17 protein-coding genes and 1 pseudogene are annotated in these 14,069 nt (G+C 40.8%); 8 read left to right on the top strand and 10 right to left on the bottom strand.

The window, feature by feature from the left end:
• The 5 genes from O9300_RS04145 to atpC all read left to right on the top strand — a co-directional run.
• Positions 1-209: transposase (locus tag O9300_RS04145; protein ID WP_146220269.1), on the top strand; the 209-nt coding region annotated here is incomplete at its 5' end.
• Positions 210-438: 229 nt separating this feature from the next.
• Positions 439-711 carry a hypothetical protein gene (locus O9300_RS04140; protein WP_287970207.1) on the top strand — a complete coding sequence of 91 codons (273 nt, stop codon included), beginning with the start codon at positions 439-441 and terminating at the stop codon, positions 709-711.
• 14 nt (positions 712-725) lie between these two features.
• Complete coding sequence (locus tag O9300_RS04135; protein WP_287970205.1) at positions 726-1,154, top strand: Imm30 family immunity protein; 429 nt, start codon at positions 726-728, stop codon at positions 1,152-1,154.
• A gap of 524 nt (positions 1,155-1,678) precedes the next feature.
• Complete coding sequence (gene atpD / locus O9300_RS04130; protein ID WP_002801250.1) at positions 1,679-3,127, top strand: F0F1 ATP synthase subunit beta; 1,449 nt, start codon at positions 1,679-1,681, stop codon at positions 3,125-3,127.
• A gap of 74 nt (positions 3,128-3,201) precedes the next feature.
• Entirely contained in the window at positions 3,202-3,618 is a 417-nt protein-coding gene (gene atpC, locus O9300_RS04125; protein WP_185241173.1) for an ATP synthase F1 subunit epsilon, read from the top strand.
• Between the two features lie 334 nt (positions 3,619-3,952).
• Here the strand turns inward: atpC and O9300_RS04120 are convergent, their stop codons facing one another.
• The gene (locus O9300_RS04120) at positions 3,953-4,276 is read right to left on the bottom strand and encodes a 30S ribosomal protein PSRP-3 (RefSeq protein WP_002766067.1); all 324 of its coding nucleotides are present in this window, start codon (positions 4,274-4,276) and stop codon (positions 3,953-3,955) included.
• A gap of 103 nt (positions 4,277-4,379) precedes the next feature.
• Here O9300_RS04120 and mutT point away from each other — a divergent pair, with 103 nt between their 5' ends.
• Genes mutT through mraY form a run of 3 tightly spaced genes read left to right on the top strand, consistent with a single transcriptional unit; the run spans position 4,380 to position 6,175 of the window.
• Positions 4,380-4,802 carry an 8-oxo-dGTP diphosphatase MutT gene (gene mutT, locus O9300_RS04115; RefSeq protein WP_287970203.1) on the top strand — a complete coding sequence of 141 codons (423 nt, stop codon included), beginning with the start codon at positions 4,380-4,382 and terminating at the stop codon, positions 4,800-4,802.
• Complete coding sequence (locus tag O9300_RS04110; RefSeq protein WP_002735746.1) at positions 4,799-5,062, top strand: DUF3134 domain-containing protein; 264 nt, start codon at positions 4,799-4,801, stop codon at positions 5,060-5,062. The genes mutT and O9300_RS04110 overlap by 4 nt, the downstream gene beginning before the upstream one ends.
• Positions 5,063-5,107: 45 nt before the next feature.
• Positions 5,108-6,175: a phospho-N-acetylmuramoyl-pentapeptide-transferase gene (mraY, locus tag O9300_RS04105; protein WP_287970202.1), complete on the top strand. Its 1,068-nt coding sequence runs from the start codon at positions 5,108-5,110 to the stop codon at positions 6,173-6,175.
• Here the strand turns inward: mraY and O9300_RS04100 are convergent, their stop codons facing one another.
• From O9300_RS04100 to O9300_RS04060, 9 genes and pseudogenes are all read right to left on the bottom strand, one after another.
• The gene (locus O9300_RS04100; protein WP_079206311.1) at positions 6,176-6,499 is read right to left on the bottom strand and encodes a HesB/IscA family protein; all 324 of its coding nucleotides are present in this window, start codon (positions 6,497-6,499) and stop codon (positions 6,176-6,178) included.
• 186 nt (positions 6,500-6,685) lie between these two features.
• A pseudogene (locus O9300_RS04095) lies at positions 6,686-7,495 on the bottom strand (bluetail domain-containing putative surface protein); the annotation flags it as partial.
• Positions 7,473-8,999 (bottom strand): choice-of-anchor Q domain-containing protein, encoded by a 1,527-nt coding sequence (locus tag O9300_RS04090; RefSeq protein ID WP_287970210.1) that lies wholly within the window; start codon positions 8,997-8,999, stop codon positions 7,473-7,475. The gene O9300_RS04090 and the pseudogene O9300_RS04095, both read right to left, overlap by 23 nt.
• Positions 9,000-9,744: 745 nt before the next feature.
• A complete protein-coding gene (locus O9300_RS04085) occupies positions 9,745-10,032 on the bottom strand; it encodes a hypothetical protein (protein WP_287970201.1) in 288 nt (95 codons plus the stop codon).
• A gap of 156 nt (positions 10,033-10,188) precedes the next feature.
• Positions 10,189-10,686 (bottom strand): PIN domain-containing protein, encoded by a 498-nt coding sequence (locus O9300_RS04080; RefSeq protein ID WP_079205556.1) that lies wholly within the window; start codon positions 10,684-10,686, stop codon positions 10,189-10,191.
• Positions 10,683-10,928 carry a UPF0175 family protein gene (locus O9300_RS04075; protein ID WP_002739258.1) on the bottom strand — a complete coding sequence of 82 codons (246 nt, stop codon included), beginning with the start codon at positions 10,926-10,928 and terminating at the stop codon, positions 10,683-10,685. The genes O9300_RS04080 and O9300_RS04075 overlap by 4 nt, the downstream gene beginning before the upstream one ends.
• Before the next feature lie 166 nt (positions 10,929-11,094).
• Entirely contained in the window at positions 11,095-12,027 is a 933-nt protein-coding gene (locus O9300_RS04070) for a DUF4351 domain-containing protein (protein ID WP_287970199.1), read from the bottom strand.
• Positions 12,028-12,241: 214 nt separating this feature from the next.
• The gene (locus O9300_RS04065) at positions 12,242-12,394 is read right to left on the bottom strand and encodes a hypothetical protein (protein WP_287970197.1); all 153 of its coding nucleotides are present in this window, start codon (positions 12,392-12,394) and stop codon (positions 12,242-12,244) included.
• A gap of 184 nt (positions 12,395-12,578) precedes the next feature.
• Positions 12,579-14,069, bottom strand: a complete 1,491-nt coding sequence (locus tag O9300_RS04060) for an MFS transporter (RefSeq protein WP_190723618.1) — start codon at positions 14,067-14,069, stop codon at positions 12,579-12,581.

The following is a 14,069-nucleotide window of genomic DNA, read 5'->3' as shown; positions in this document are numbered from 1 at the left end:
CAAAATCCTCCAGTGTTTTTACCAAGAGTTGTCAAACAATCCGAAACTGGTTTGGAGAAATAATTAGTTATTTCGAGCGAAGGACAACGAATGGGGTGGTCGAGGGAATCAACAATAAACTTAAACTAATAAAACGGAGAGCCTATGGCTTTAGAAACTTTCGGAATTTTTGGGTTAGAAGTATGTTGTCTTGGCATCTTGTCTGTTGATTTAGCATAAAGGGTAACGAAGAGCCACAGGGATTTTCCGAGATAGAAGAGCGATAAGATTTTTATTCACCTATGATAAACCTATGGCCTAAAATAATCATAAGGAGACAACATCACTCAATTTAAACTACTGACAGGAGAAGGAAAAGTCGGGACATACGGCGACTTGTTAAAATTAGGTAGTAGAGGAGATAACTTAACCCCTCATCATCTACCATCCAATGCGTATATGAAAGCGAAAATCAAAGGTTACACAACTAATCAAGGAATTGCTATCATGATGGAACACTTATCCCCTGGAAAAGGAGGTCGTCATCGTCAAACCTTATCTTATGGTAAAATTCCAGACTTAACCCTTTCCCCTCGACAAACCTTAGCACAAGAAGTTTGGGATATTCGCTCAATTTATCTAGGTCAAGGATTATATAATGCAGATATTAGAAAGGGATTACAAGAACTCATTCAACTTAATAAAACTACCTGGTCAACCTTTTTTGATTAAGGAGCAACAACCCCATGAATTTAATAAAAATCCTACAAGAGAATCGCTTAATGAAAACATCCCAAGAAATTAACTTATTTGAGGAAACATTAGAAAAACTTACCAAATATCCTGATGATAAACATTTAAAAGACTTACATCTTATCCTAGATGATAACTGTGAACATCCTGAAATTATGTTTAGTTTATTGCATTTTTTAGAAGATTTTGAAACCCAACAACAAATACAAGCTTTTATTGAAGTGATTCCTCAATTAATGATAACTGCACCAGAATGGACAAAAATCATTCACTATCGAATGATTAATGATGAATCTGCTGTTAAAATTTATCAGAATAGTCTGGAATTAGCCAATCAAAAAACACCTCATTTTTTGTATCAACTTTTACTAGAAAGCGTCAAAAATTATATTAATTCATCCTCGGAGGTCATCTTAACCTAAATTTTTGTATGACTTATAGAAATTAAAATGATATTTTGGTATCTGTAATCCCTTAAAAAATGTCGCTTTTTCTGGCATTTGTTCAACCTTGATTAATTTAATTTGAGACTCAGCGACTTCCCCCAACCCCCCAAAAGCTTGGATTGAGTAATAAAATCAAAAGTAAACGCCAATTTTAAAAGAGAGTTTCCCCTTAAAAATCCCAACCTATATCTTGAGCAGTTAAACCCTCGACACTGTGGCCATCTTCTCCTTGAGACATGAGGTAACGTTCAATTAAAGGCAAACCCCTGTGTTTGTCAAGCAGGGAGTGGGAAGCGGGAAGTGGGAAGCGGGAAGTGGGGGGAACAAATAAAATAATCTCCCGTCTCCGAGTCCCCTGACGACCGACTGCTGAGGGCTGATAGCGAAAATAACTGATCTGATCCCCTAGCGTGATAAGCTGAGTATTGGCTAATTTTACAAAAAATTAAGACTTTCCCCTTGTGGGAGTTATCAGCTAAAACCCAGAGTAGACATAAACAATGGTAGCGACAACAGAAACTAACGTTGGTAAAATCGTCCAGATCATCGGTCCGGTCATCGATGCCGAATTTCCCAGTGGCAACCTGCCCCGTATTTATAATGCCTTAACCGTAAAAGGAACTAACTCCGCCGGTCAAAATTTATCCGTTACTTGTGAAGTACAACAGTTACTCGGTGACAACCAAGTGCGTGCCGTTGCCATGAGTACCACCGATGGTTTAGTGCGCGGTATGGATATCGTGGACACCGGCGCAGCGATTAGCGTTCCCGTGGGTAAATGCACCCTCGGTCGGATTTTTAACGTTCTTGGTGAACCCGTGGACGAAAAAGGACCGGTTAACGTCACCGAAACCTCTCCTATTCACCGTCCCGCTCCCAAATTAGTCGATCTTGAAGTAACACCGACGGTTTTTGAAACCGGTATCAAGGTGATTGACCTGCTCACCCCCTACCGTCAAGGGGGCAAAATCGGCCTCTTTGGGGGTGCTGGTGTGGGCAAAACCGTCATTATGATGGAATTAATCAACAATATCGCCATTCAACACGGTGGTGTCTCGGTTTTTGGCGGTGTGGGTGAAAGAACCCGCGAAGGAAACGACCTCTACAACGAGATGATCGAATCGAAGGTAATCAACGCTGATAACCCCGAAGAATCGAAAATCGCCCTCGTTTACGGTCAGATGAACGAACCCCCCGGAGCGAGAATGCGCGTCGGTCTCTCCGCTTTGACCATGGCCGAATACTTCCGCGATGTCAACAAGCAAGACGTACTCTTATTTATTGATAATATCTTCCGTTTCGTGCAAGCTGGTTCGGAAGTATCGGCGCTCCTCGGTCGGATGCCTTCTGCGGTAGGATACCAACCCACCCTCGGCACTGACGTAGGCGACCTGCAAGAGCGGATTACCTCCACCAAAGAAGGATCGATCACTTCCATCCAAGCGGTCTATGTACCCGCGGATGACTTGACTGACCCCGCTCCCGCTACTACCTTCGCTCACTTGGACGGAACAACTGTACTATCCCGTGGTCTGGCTTCCAAAGGTATCTATCCGGCGGTAGATCCCCTCGGTTCCACCAGCACCATGCTCCAAGCTGATATCGTCGGTGATGAACACTACGGCACCGCTCGCGCCGTCCAATCTACCCTGCAACGCTATAAAGAGTTACAGGACATCATCGCTATTCTCGGTTTAGACGAATTGTCGGAAGAAGATCGTCTCACCGTTGACCGCGCTCGCAAAATTGAGCGTTTCCTCTCGCAACCTTTCTTCGTGGCCGAAGTGTTCACCGGTTCCCCGGGTAAATACGTTACCCTCGCTGATACGATCAAAGGCTTCCAGATGATCCTCAAAGGTGAACTCGATAGCTTACCCGAACAAGCGTTCTATATGGTCGGCAATATCGATGAAGCGATCGCTAAAGGCGAAAAACTCAAAAAAGGCTAATTAAAAGTCAGTAGTAACCGCTAAACGCGGTTACTTAACCCAGAAATCTGCCAAAATTATCGTTATTATCACCAATGAGCATTACAGTACGGGTTATTACACCCGATCGCATTGTCTGGGATAACGTGGCTGAAGAAGTAATCCTACCCAGTTCCACGGGACAATTAGGTATTCTTAGCGGTCACGCTCCTTTATTAACTGCCCTGAATATTGGCGTAATGCGAATTCGACCGGGGAAAGACTGGGAAAATATCGCGGTTTTGGGCGGTTTTGCTGAAGTCGAAAATAATGAGATCAAAGTCCTCGTTAATGGGGCGGAATTAGGCTCAAAAATCGATAAAGAAAAAGCTCGCACCGAATACGAACAGGCCCAAACCCGTCTCGATGAAGCCAGCAAAGGGGATGACCGTCGCAAAACTATCCAAGCGCAACAATCATGGCGCAAAGCTCGCGCTAGATACCAGGCCGCTGGCGGTTTAGTATCGGTTTAAACCCAACCAAATTAAATTAAATTAAAGCAAAATCGGGCGGGTTTATATGAACCTACCCGATTCTTTTTCAGTTATCAGATTTGAGGTTTCAGTGAATACTGTTAAGTAGGTGGGTGGAATTAAATATAAGATGAACGTAGGTTGGGTTGAAGCATGAAACCCAACGCCCGCATGGGTTACGCTACCGCTAACCCATCCTACAAATAATTGTGCCTCCCTACTTATTAAGAAGTTGCTGTTCTCCTACTGCTCGGTGATCACTGAAAAAGTTTCCTGTTTTCCGTTGCCTAAAACTGGAGATTTTGTCGCTCCCCATTAAGATAACTGCTATAAATTAATTGCTACCACTAAAAACAACTTCGGGGAATTTTAACTGTGCATCGGCCATGGGGATTTGTCGGCTTTGATTGCGTAACTCTTGCCAAAAATTAATTACTTCTGTGGCTTTGTTGAGAACATCAACGCGATCGGACTCATCAATCCAGTGTTTTGCTTCTAACTCCTCTTGCAGTTGTTGCCAAGCATCATTGCGCGGCCAGAAAAAATAAGCGGTGAGGGGGCTAGTTCCTTTGCCGACCACCTGATCTACAGCGATCGCTACGTTCTGATCTAACCACAATACTTTTAAAATAAACTTTGATTCGGAACTGACTGTCATTGTTAATCGTTAATCGTACAATTCTCGATTATATCATCTTTTGACTCAATTTTCCGCAGTCAATTTTTAACTATTTTTTGCTGTTTTTGCCCCAATAACCACTATGATTCCCGAAACAGACTCTTTAGCTTCTAAAAAAATCGGTGTGGCCGTAATTAGAGATGATCGAGATTTAATTTTAATCGATCGCCGTCTGGCCAAGGGACTCCTGGGCGGTTTTTGGGAATTCCCCGGCGGCAAAATCGAAGGCAATGAAACGGTGCAGGAATGTATTAAACGGGAGATATTAGAAGAAATTGGCATTGACATTGCGGTTGATAGTCATTTAATCACTATTGATCACACCTATAGTCATTTTCGGGTTAATCTACAAGTATATAACTGTCGTTATCTCAGCGGCCAAGCAAGAGCGATCGAATGTGAAGAAATCCGCTGGGTAACTATCCAGGAACTAGATCATTACACTTTCCCCGCGGCCAATCAAGAGATTATCAGAGCCTTAAAAGACATGGTAAACTCGAAATGATTGCTGTTAATCGTCGAGTGATTATGCTTAATCCTTCTATTCGTCAAGAACCCCGCTACGAACCGGCCGCGGTTATTCCCCTAAAAAAAGACGCTTCCATTGTCGAGTGGTTAGAAAAAAATAATCGCATGATTCCCCGGGATAAAATCGCCGAACCAGATCTCACTCTCGAAGAAGATGTGGAACTATCTGAACTCATGGATGTCGATGATATCGGTTATGATGACGACGAGGATGAATTAGTCTTAGATGAAGATTAATCCCGTCTTCTTTGGCAAATTTTCCCCTTATCTGACGCTTTAGTCGTGAACGCTAACATTTTTTCCGCCCCTATCTTTAAAAAACCCACTGGAACCCATCTGCTGATTCTACTAACGGGATTACTATTTCTGTTAGTAGTTTTTTTTCAGGCCACTAATTCCCTGTTACTGCCCCTGATGGCCACAACGTTAATCAGTGCTGGTCTTGGTTGTCAAGTAGTACCGATGCTACGGCGCTTGAAAATGGGTCAGATCATGCGCGAGGATGGACCCCAGGCTCATTTAAAGAAAGCAGGAACCCCGACCATGGGAGGCAGCTTTTTTGTGCCAGTAGCCCTTATTTTCGCTTTAATCTGGTCTAAATTTACTCCTAATGTGGTGGCGGTTGCTTTGCTGACTTTTGCTTACATGGGTATCGGTTGGTTAGATGATTGGCAAATTTTGCGTTATAAGTCGAATAAGGGCCTATCTCCCCAGATGAAGTTAATTTTACAGATAACCGGGGCGGTGCTTTTTTGTCTCTGGATGTTGGTCAATCAGGTGAGTACCGATATCACCCTTTGGGGTCGATTAGTCATTCCTTTGGGCTTTTTCTTCTGGATTTTGGCGGCATTTGTCCTTGTGGCTGAAAGTAACGCCACTAATCTCACCGATGGGGTGGATGGATTAGCGGGGGGAACAGGTGCGATCGCTTTTTTGGGTTTAGCCATTATTATCGCTCCTAGTCATCCGGATTTGGCGATTTTCTGCACTTGTTTTGCTGGTGCTTGTCTAGGCTTCATTTTTCATAACCGCAACCCCGCTAAAGTGTTTATGGGTGATACGGGTTCCCTCGCTTTGGGAGGTGCTTTAGCTGCGGTGGGTTTAATTACTGGACATCTCTGGGGATTATTTTTAATTAGTGGTCTGTTCTTTCTGGAATCTCTTTCGGTAATCGCTCAGGTTATCTATTATAAAGCCACAAAAGGACCCGATGGCAAGGGCAAAAGATTATTAAAAATGGCTCCTTTTCATCATCATTTAGAATTAAGTGGTTGGACGGAAACCCGGATTGTGGGAGCATTTTATCTGGTTAATGCGCTTTTAGTTGTCTTGGCTATTTGGAGTAGTTAATTAGGCACTAAAGGAAAGACCACAACCGCAGGTATTTTGGGTGTTGGCATTGGTAAAACGGAAACCACCACCCATGAGATCTTCTGAATAGTCTAATTTTAAAATTTGTAGGTAGCGATCGCTGTCAGGATCCACTAAAATATTAATACCCTGACTTTGATAAAAGCGATCGTTTTCTGCCGCAATATCGGTTAATTCGAGATGATAGTGAAGTCCCGAACAACCACCGTTTTTTACTGCCAAACGCAGATAGGAACCACTCAGGCGACGGCTTTGACTCCAACGTTCAATTTCTCTAGCGGCGGCGGGACTTAATTCGATCATTGTTTTTGAGACTATTGTAATAATAATATCAAGTTATTGTGAAGTTATACCACAGTTGTTGTCAAACTTTATGTTAAGAAATATGTGACTAATGGATGGCGGGTGTAGCTGACAATTTTTAACACAGAAAACGGGTTTCTCCGAGAAACCCGTTTTCTAGGTGACTTAGAAGGAGAGCTTAGAAACTTAGATAAAGAAGCTACTAACATTAATGCTCCCTAAAGCTGGTAAAGTACCAGTAAATCCGGTGATATTTATTAATAAATCATTGCTGGATTGGAAGCCAGCCGTGCTATCATTAATAACGAGGTAAGTTCCAGCTATTGCACCGGTTGTTACTTGCACTAAGGCGGCACTATTAACCGCTAATTCTTGATTACCTGTAATCGCTCCATTGGCATCAGTAAATACTTGATTGATTAAATTGTCTAAAGTGGTGACAGTGCTATTAGCAGCACGACTGAAATTGCTAGGCGCATTCATGGCAGTTCCACCTTGAGTTAATAAGTCGATTTTATCACTATTGATGGCAAAATCTGTGATGCGATCGCTTGTTGATATGGTAGATTGGCCAAATTGGAAGATGAAAGTATCTGTACCTAAACCACCGGTTAAATTATCAATTCCCGCACCTCCATTGATTTGATTATTGCCACTATTTCCGGTGATATTATTGTTACCAGCGTTACCTGTACCGTTAATATTATTACTGCCAATTAGTCTGAGGTTTTCCACATTGTTGGGTAAGGTGCGAGTGAGAGTGCTTTGCCAAGTATCAGTAATGATAACTTCTCCTATTCCTCCTTCGGGATTGATGGTAGCATTAACGGGATTTGACAGGGTTACTGTAAAGGCTTCATCAGGTTCATTAAGGTTATCATTGAGGATGGGAATGCTAATAGTAGCAGTGGAAGTATTAGGTGCAATGGTGATAGTTCCAGTTTTGCTAGTGTAATCTACATCGGCGGTAGCATCAATGGGTGCAGTGGTATAAAGGTAGTCTTTCAGCTTTGTTACCATCACCATTTATATCCATACTATCTACTGGAACCAGAAGGTTATTACCTTTATTGATAGCAGGACTATTGGAGAGAAGAGCGTGGGTTAATGTGATTCCGCCATTGTTTTGTAGTGGACCAAGTGCAGGATTTGGGTTAACCAAATCGGTTCCTGTACCAATACTTCCACTTGCTCCACTTAAATTACCAATGAGATTGTTATTGTCACCGTTAATGGGACCATACAAATCGGGGTTTAAAGTGCTACTTGTCACGCTATTATTTGGGGTATCAAAGTTACCTGCAATAATAGTATTTTTAGCATTAACTACACCTTTAGCATTATTATTAAGTCCACCATTGATTTCATTATAAATTCCGCCTCCTGTTCCACCGCTTGTATTGAAATTTGATGTAGATGTGTTGTTCGTGATGGTATTGTTGCTAAGATTAAGGTTTCCCCTAGATTCATTATAAATTCCGCCACCACTTCTAGAAGCAGAATTGCCACTAATTGTTGAATTAATAGCCGTAAAAGTTGCTCTTGTATCACGAGGAGGAACATTTCTAGACCCTGGGACTGTATAACCAGTATTCAAGATGCCGCCGCCAAAACTTGCACTATTATTGCTAATAGTGCTATTCACAATAGTTACATTATGCAAGGTGTCGTTATAATTATAAATACCACCACCATATTTTGTTGCACTATTACCGTCAATCAAACTATTAATAACTGTAAGATTTGCCGTTCGATTATCTATACCACCACCAAAGCCAGTAGTAATATTTTTTGGGATTATTGTATCAATAACAGTAGCATTGCCAGAATTATTATAAAGACCACCATCTGCGTTACTACTAACTACACTTTTTGCTATGTTTATTGTTCCAGAATTATAGATGCCAGTATCACCATTACTATCAATTGTTGTGTTCTCAACATTAGCATACTTCTTATTACTACCAAAGAGATCAGGTGAGTTATATAAACCATATTCTCCATTTTGATTGATGGTAGCCCGACTAATGTTAAGTATATTATTATTTTCAATGCCATTAGCTGTATTGCTATTAATTGAGGTTCCAGTAACGGTAGTAGTCCCCTTATTTTCTAATCCTACGCTGAGATTGCTATTAATTGAACCATCAGTGATCGTTAATAATCCAGTATTATAAATACCAGTATCATTGTTATTGTTGAAAGTAGTTTTAGAAATATTAGCTGTGCCTCCATTATAAAAGCCACCTCCATTAAATCCAGTCTTGTTACGGTTGACGACACTATTAGTTACTGTTAATGTTCCGCTAGAATAAATGCCGCCTCCATCATAGTTAGAGTTATTTTCATTAATGGTGCTATCGTTTATGGTTAGTGATCCTTCGTTATAAATACCACCACCATATCCACTTAAGTTTTGATTTATCGTGCTTGATTGAATAATAGTATTACCGAAATTTCTAATACCTCCACCGCGTTGTGATGCACTACCGCCGGACATGGCAACGTAAACATTTTGAGTAATTATGCTATTGCTAATATTAGCTACAGCATTTTTGTCAACAAGAATACCTCCTACTGCTGATTTCGTAATAGTTACTTTATCTAAGGAAAAATTGCTATTAGCTAAGACATGAAAAATGCGATTACCCTTACCATATCCACTGCCTAAACCACTGCCATCAATAACAGCCTGACTTGTACCTAAACTTTTAATCGTGACTTTACCACCTGGTAAAATATCCAAATCACCAGTTTTGGCTTTATTCTCCCACAAATCATCCTCTAATTGAGTGAGAAAATAGGTTTTCCCCCCTTGTAATTCAATAATATAGTCATTGGTAGTGTCTGCATTGGCTATTAAAATCGCATCTCGTAATGATAATCCACCAGTAGTGGTTCCATCATTTTGATCGGCGGTCGTATTAACGGTCAAAATAATTGGTGCAGATTTTTCTACAGAAATATTATTTCCTGTGATTGTAATATTTGCGAAGTCATTTTCAGTTGTAATTCTTGCTACTTCTTGCGTTGTCAAATCTACTCTAAGAACTAATGCTGAGAAATATTCTCCCTCATCTCCAGGAGTATCATTCTGATTAACTTGAGCATCGACAGAATGCCCAATTTCTTCTAAAATCACCGCAACCAAAGCATCTAAACTAGCAGAAGCAAAAAAGCTTTCAGATAGATATAGCGTTTCTCACACCTGTGTGGCACAGTCAAACCTTTGCTGATTAAGCTTTTCACCATCGACAATGTACCTCTTGCGAACAGGAAACGCTATATATCTTATTGGTGCTAATCCCATAAGCGCCATTTGCACTACCTAAAACACTGCTGTTGACAACCTCAATCTCAGGAAGTTGACTAAAATTTCGACTTTGCCACTGCTGTCGTAATTCTGTCGCCTTAACCACATCATAACTTGTGCCAAAAGCGATAGCCAAATTCGCCCAAAAATCATCAGATTGAGCGAAATTGAACAAAACATCGTCAATAGGAGGAAAAATCGGCAACAGGGTAGAAGTCATGACATTAACTGCAAAGGTTTATTGCTAACAGTTTTAGCCCAACAATCCCCAATCTTTCAAGGGGGATATAACAAAAATTTACAGAAAACGGGTTTCTCAAAGAAAACGGGTTTTCTAAATAGTTTCTCGAAGAAACCCGTTTTCTAAAATCACAACTTAATCTAATTCATTTGCAGTTTGCAAAACCTCCTCATAAAGTTGATGACTGATGCGAAAATTTGCTTGGCTAATTAGAGACTCCATTATCGGTTTAACCTTAGCAATCAATCCTCTATTTTTAGCGATTAAAAGAACTCCTAGAACCCCCGTAATTGACAGCCCCAAACGCACAGCCTCCCTCCGTCCAAGACGCTCATCAATTAACAATTCATCTGCTTTTAATTCTAAGGCAAGAGCGATTGCTTCTGCTTCGCCAAGATCTAAATTATATTCATTCCTCAAACAAGCCACAAGTTCTAAATTAGTGGCTTGTTTAACCTGTATCCACTTCAGAGAAATTATCGCTTTAATGCGGATATCTTCCTCAGTTAAATTGGCTAATTCATTGGCAACTGCTTGGGGAATGACAACATTAGTATAAATATCTTTTAAGATTGACAGATAACCAACAAGAGCAAGACTGCTGAGAGGAGAAGTATCGCTAATAATAATCATAGCCAACCTTTCTCTTTTAAATGCTTAATATCTTGCTGAAACTCAGCAACATCATAGTGAATACAAATTCCTCGTTCAGAAAGCATCCGTTGAAACTTGATTTGATTAATACCTAATAACTCACTTGCTTTTCCTAAGCTAATCTTATCTTGTTGGAATAACATAACAACAATTTCCTTCAACAGTTCATCCTCTGATAAACCACTTGCTTTAATCACTTCTTGGGAAATAACTAGAGTCATATTTTCTCCGTATTTTGATAAGAATTATACAAATGCTATCCTATGTTTTGCGGTCTGTCAATTCCCTTTGGCAGACCTCACTTCTAACTGTTAACTGTTAACTGAAATTCCCTCTCCGAAGCAATCTTACCCCTTGTCATGGCGAAGATGCGATCGCTAACATAAACTAGGCAGTTAAAGTAATTAACCAATTGATTAAATCTTCAACCGTAGAGAAGTCGAATAAAGCTTCTCCTAATACTTCGACATCATCAATACTTAACTGCATGATTTTAGTTTCTAATGCAGGATTAATTTCCCCTAACTTGCGTTTAAGTTGGCGAATAATAAACGTCTTTTCGCGTTCGATACCTTGTTCAATACCTTGTTCGATACCTTGACGCATCCAACTGGTAGTAATTTGCATAACTCCCTCCTGTACGGGTTGACTAAATGTGCTAATCTCTTCTTGAAATTGTATCTCTTCGACCGGATTTAGATTGAGATAAGTATCAATAAATCCAGAAATTAATTGCATTCTCGCCGCATCTAACCGTAAAGTTATTAACAAGCGCAGACATTCCGCCTTAACTTTTGCTCGCTCTTTGTCGGCAATGTTCATCTTAGCCATCAAAGCCGAAGCAACTGGATTCGGCTGATTGAGAAAATCTCGCCAATTTAATCGATTTAATTGCACGACTTGATAGTTAAATTCTAATACCTTGAAATCGGGAAAATCGACTACATATTGACTAATTGCTTCTTTTTTTGGCTTTGAATAAGAAAAAATTACAATGGGATAAATCGGTAAGACAAATTTCTCATGAAAGCGAGCAAAATAAGTAAACATTCGCCGGTTAAACCACTGGCGGGAACTTTCCTGCGCCTCCAGATGAATCAGAAAAAAAGATTCTTTTCCGCGAAACTTAACTTGTGCGACTAAATCGCTTTCATGCCTTTCTCCTTCCGTGACATCGGTAAATACTTCTTTGTCTAAAAAAGTAATCGAGTCCCTATCTAAATAATCCATCACTTGAGGAAAAAACAACTCAACAAATTCGACAAAAAAGGTGGAGATTAACTCCTTAAATAAGCGATCATGGTCAATATTATTAGTCATGTAATATAATTTTAACGAATCTGAGCGGTGAATGACTACCAGAAAATAACAACTTTTTGATTCTAACAAGTTTAAGGTTACTTTGTCTCCTGATACTAAATCTGGTTATTAAAGACTGATTATTTATTCCCCTTTTTGCATGAGGCATGAGTAGAAAACGGGTTTCTCCGAGAAACCCGTTTTCTGTGCGTTACTCAGTAATTACTACCACAAGCTACCGTTTAGTTAATGTTAGTTTCGCTTCTTTGCGGGGGGTATGGGAGAATAAATAAAGGCAATCTCCTGACTTGAAAGAGGGTGTAGGGTGTGGGTTGTGGGGTGTAGGGAAGGAAACCTCTTTCATCTGTGGGGGTGAAAATTTTTTCATCGGGACTGAATACTGAATACTGAATACTGAATAAGTACCTAAGCAAAATTAATTACACATATCTAACCACCTCTTGCCTCTTGCCTCTTGCCTATCTTCACTAGGAAATTAATTTTGCACGACTACTTACTGACTCCTGACTCCTGATTACTGTTTACTGATAACTGATAACTGAAAAGTTTCGCTAATCTTTAGATAAATTGCCAGAAACATACCAAGTAAAACCACCGCCGATAACTGCCATAACTGCTAAAGCTAATAATACCGGTCGGAGTCCGAATTGAGTTTCGGCGATACCCGCCACGGCTAAGGGTAAAGAGAGGGCAATATTAACGGCATTATTTTCTAAACCAAAGACTTTACCGCGCATTTCGGGGGGTGTATCTGCCTGTAGGGTGGTTTGCATGGGAACCCCGACTAAAGCGGCAAAAATCCCTAATAAAGCGGTCATAGCGAAGGCTAAAATTAAACTCTTTGTGGCTAGAGATAAACCGATTAAAGCTGCCGCCATACCCAGGGAACCCCAGAGACTTAATTGGGTGTGGGAGAATTTTTGGCCCCAATAACCCAAAGTAATCGCACTAACTGCCATTCCTGCACCACAGGAGGCTAATAAAAAGCCGAATTGAGAGGCTTTTAACCCGGGTAGTTTTTCCGCCATACTGACGGCTAATACCGATAGAGCAGCAAAAATACAGAATAAGATGACTAATTGAATCAGGGCGTTACGAACTTTATGATTTTTGTTGAGGTAACGAATGCCGTCGCGGATATCTTCCCAAACATGGGGCTGTTCTGCGGTAGGAATGACATATTTTTCGTTAGTTCGCAGGATAATTAGAATTAAACCGGCAATTATATAAAAAGCACCGACAATCATCACTTTGCCAATATCAAATTGTCCGGCTCTCGTGCCGAAAATGCTATCGGCAAAAGCTAATACCGGTTCACCGATGGCAAAACCGATAATTAATACCGCCATGGTGGTTAAAGTGTTGAGGGAATTAGCGGGTAGAAGATGACGACGTTTTACCACTAATGGCAGGGTAGATTGTTCGGCGGGGGCAAAAAATTGGGTTAAGGTGGAGACAAGAAAAGTAATGACTAACAACAGGAAAAAACCGAAGGGTAAGTTAAATTCTCCTTGTAGCCGGTAATGCCAATTTCTTAAACCGTCAGGCAACCAACCGAGGGGAACGGCTAAAGTTTGCTCGCGCACTAACCATAATAATAGGGGTATGACGAGGACAAAAGCCCCGCGTAAAAGGTTAGAAATAACTAAAACTTGTTTTTTTAACCATCTATCAACATATACACCCGCCACCGAACCCACTAACACCGCCGGAATTGTATTAGCAATCATTATCGCTGATACCCAGCCACTAATCGATTGATCGGCTTTTTGGTAATGGGTGGCAATTAGGGAGATCATCAGGACTAAATAGAATTTATCCGCTAATTGGGAAAAAATTCCCCCCGCCCAGAGAATGAGAAAGCGCGGGTTTTTTAGCACTGGGGCAAAACCCTGACTAGGATTGGATTTGGGCGCACGTTTAGGCAAGCGGTTCATGGTTTCTGCGTCGGATTGCCTCGGTGAGGAATCGGAAGAATTAAAAACAGGAGTGGAGGAGTCGCTAGAATTAGCGTCGCTAGTTTCTGAGTCAAACAGTTGCAT

This window comes from Microcystis sp. LE19-195.1E (genome assembly GCF_027532095.1).
Classification (GTDB): Bacteria; Cyanobacteriota; Cyanobacteriia; order Cyanobacteriales; family Microcystaceae; genus Microcystis; species Microcystis aeruginosa.
This window is presented reverse-complemented; position numbering and strand designations above follow the sequence as displayed.

Coding starts and splice junctions, on each gene's coding strand:
- O9300_RS04065 (WP_287970197.1), bottom strand. CDS start 12,394: ATGAAAAAATTTTCACCCCCACAGATGAAAGAGGTTTCCTTCCCTACA.
- O9300_RS04070 (WP_287970199.1), bottom strand. CDS start 12,027: ATGACTAATAATATTGACCATGATCGCTTATTTAAGGAGTTAATCTCC.
- mutT (WP_287970203.1), top strand. CDS start 4,380: ATGATTCCCGAAACAGACTCTTTAGCTTCTAAAAAAATCGGTGTGGCC.
- atpD (WP_002801250.1), top strand. CDS start 1,679: ATGGTAGCGACAACAGAAACTAACGTTGGTAAAATCGTCCAGATCATC.
- atpC (WP_185241173.1), top strand. CDS start 3,202: ATGAGCATTACAGTACGGGTTATTACACCCGATCGCATTGTCTGGGAT.
- O9300_RS04110 (WP_002735746.1), top strand. CDS start 4,799: ATGATTGCTGTTAATCGTCGAGTGATTATGCTTAATCCTTCTATTCGT.
- O9300_RS04075 (WP_002739258.1), bottom strand. CDS start 10,928: ATGACTCTAGTTATTTCCCAAGAAGTGATTAAAGCAAGTGGTTTATCA.
- O9300_RS04085 (WP_287970201.1), bottom strand. CDS start 10,032: ATGACTTCTACCCTGTTGCCGATTTTTCCTCCTATTGACGATGTTTTG.
- O9300_RS04100 (WP_079206311.1), bottom strand. CDS start 6,499: ATGATCGAATTAAGTCCCGCCGCCGCTAGAGAAATTGAACGTTGGAGT.
- O9300_RS04140 (WP_287970207.1), top strand. CDS start 439: ATGAAAGCGAAAATCAAAGGTTACACAACTAATCAAGGAATTGCTATC.
- O9300_RS04120 (WP_002766067.1), bottom strand. CDS start 4,276: ATGACAGTCAGTTCCGAATCAAAGTTTATTTTAAAAGTATTGTGGTTA.
- O9300_RS04135 (WP_287970205.1), top strand. CDS start 726: ATGAATTTAATAAAAATCCTACAAGAGAATCGCTTAATGAAAACATCC.
- O9300_RS04080 (WP_079205556.1), bottom strand. CDS start 10,686: ATGATTATTATTAGCGATACTTCTCCTCTCAGCAGTCTTGCTCTTGTT.
- O9300_RS04090 (WP_287970210.1), bottom strand. CDS start 8,999: ATGTCCGGCGGTAGTGCATCACAACGCGGTGGAGGTATTAGAAATTTC.
- O9300_RS04060 (WP_190723618.1), bottom strand. CDS start 14,069: ATGCAACTGTTTGACTCAGAAACTAGCGACGCTAATTCTAGCGACTCC.